2 pseudogenes are annotated in these 2,404 nt (G+C 41.8%); both read right to left on the bottom strand.

Going from position 1 to position 2,404, the window contains the following annotated elements:
• Positions 1-2,087 (bottom strand): annotated as a pseudogene (locus HMPREF1140_RS01870) (N-acetylmuramoyl-L-alanine amidase family protein); the annotation flags it as partial.
• A 13-nt stretch (positions 2,088-2,100) separates the two neighbouring features.
• A pseudogene (locus HMPREF1140_RS01865) lies at positions 2,101-2,404 on the bottom strand (N-acetylmuramoyl-L-alanine amidase family protein); the annotation flags it as partial.

Below are 2,404 nucleotides of genomic sequence, written 5' to 3'. Positions count from 1 at the left end.
TAATTTGCCAAGCCTGTAGTAGGTCTTTCTTCAAAGTCGATAAGTGCTGTTCCCATTCCTGTAGCTGTAGGAAGGTTTTCACTTAATGTAACACCAATAGTTGTTGCCGAATCCACTTCATTGTTCTTCTTTACCAAAAACGGCTTTTTACCAAGAGTCACATTTGAAGCTTTAGTATTTGCCGGGTCATCTACCAGCACACTGTTATTTGTAATATTTACATTACCGTTAAGCCTTGGATTTTCACTTGATGAAATCTTAATAGCAGGACCGTTCTTAATAGATTCGTTTCCTGTAACTGTGGCTACACCACCCGGAGAGTTCAAATCAAGAACAGCTGTATCTTTAACCTCTATTACAGATGGTGTATTGCTGCCTACAGCCGCATCATCAACATATGCATTTGTAAATGTAGAACCCGCCTTTAATGATACCGTACCTGCACTTGCTTCTATAATAGGTGCAGTAGGCTTTGTTGGCACGGTTGTCTGTGCGAAATAAGCCTTATTACCGTCTACAGTAACATCACGGAAACTAAGTGCAGAACCTGCATTCTCCACCTTAAAGAGCGGGCCTGTAAAGTTATTAGCCCTCTTTATGGTCGCCGGCCCGTCTGTTTTTATAGGAGGTGTATTATTGTGATTATAACCCACACCATAGTTCTGACCTGCCGGTAATGCAGAAAAGTCTGCGGTTTGAATAGTAATATCGGTACCTGCCGGAATAGTCACTGTACCATTCATAGTAGTATCCGACTGAAGGTAAATATATGCCTTCTTGGCACCATTTGCCCTAATCTTTGCTACAGCATCAGCGATACTTCCTACAGGATTACCCATGAATCCCGGTGTACCTGCTGAAGTAGCGCTACCGTCAGCACCATTATTTACATAGTAAACTGATGGCTTAATTGAAAGTATAAATGTAGCAACCTTTGTCTCTCCCGGAAGCAAGTTAAAGTAGGTTGAAAAAGCACCTGCTGAATCTCCGGGATTTACAAATCCTGATCTACTCTGCGAAAATACCCATGCGGTATGAGTCAATGGATTGACCGGATTTACGCCGTCAGTTCTTGGAGTTGTCGACCAGCTACCTACCCACACACGATTCTCCGAAGGATCATTAGTTGCTCTTTTTGTAATTCCGGCACCCTTACCTGATGTGTAGATATCGAATATTGTAAGACCATACTGTCCACCTCTAGAGTTTTGAAAGTGAACTCCCTCAAAATCTCCACCTGCTTCATGTGGTGTAACAAATATAGGAACATCATCCTGAGTTGTTATCATTGTATCAGTCTCATTACCCACCATAAAGTCTACTGTACTTGAACCCGGATTGTATGCAGTGTATTGAACAACTATATACTGATCATCATCTGAAGGCTTTACTTCCTGACGAAGCTGAACTTCTTGTCTGGCAGCTCCACTTTGCCCATTATCTAATGGTAGAACCTGACCATTATAGTATGTGCCGTTACCATGTAATCCCTTTATTTTTCCTCCAGCTGTAAATAAAGGATTATTAGGATCATCATTTGTGCTTCCACTACTAACATTATCCCAAGTTCTTACTATCGGGTCTAATGGGGATGTGGCTTCATATGGTGAACCACCGGTTTTATTCTGTACATCAGTACCTATACGATACGGCTTACCAAAAGCATAGTATCCATGCCACCAGTTTCCTGAATATGCAGATTTTATTGTAGGCTGTCCGGATGCTGTTGTAGCATTAGACCCTACATCATTATTATCATAGTATCCGCGTGAAACATTTTCTCTGGAACTTGCATCAGTAATACCTGCAAAGTTAAAAGTATAAGTATCTGTTGCACCACCGTTTGTTCCTTGGTGACCTGATGACGGTCCAAAAACAAACGCTGTGGAATCCGATGAACCATAAACAAAGTTACCCGCAGTAGAAACATACTTATTATTCTGTCCCTTTTTTATTTCATCATTGGGTAACAGTCCCGCCGCCTGTACCGTCATATTGCCAAGCGGTGCACCCGTCAGGATCATTGCACTCGCCAATAAGCCGGCAGTCGTTTGCTTAGCTTTCCTTATTAAATTATTTTTCTTCATATCTCTCCTCTAACTATCTGTCAAAGAGAACAAAATCACTGTCCAGGTTGTTCAATCCGTCTGTGGCATATGTGATTTCAGCTCCCCATCTGTCATGTCTGTCAGCACTTGAATCGTAGTGATAGAATCTTCCGTTCTTCTTTCTCGGTCTGTCACTATCACTTACTCTTGCTACGAACTTTGAGTTTGAAACTACTATCCAGTTGCCCTCTCCGTCCTTAAGAATCTTTGTGCCTTTGACTACTTTACCGTTTGAGTCTACGACTACATACTCGCCGTGACCTGTTCTTGTATCCTTAAGAATACCGTACTTAAGG

The organism is Lachnoanaerobaculum sp. ICM7 (assembly GCF_000287675.1).
Lineage (GTDB): Bacteria > Bacillota > Clostridia > Lachnospirales > Lachnospiraceae > Lachnoanaerobaculum.
Note: the sequence above shows the minus strand (reverse complement) of the source record. Positions and strands in the feature narration are given on the sequence as shown.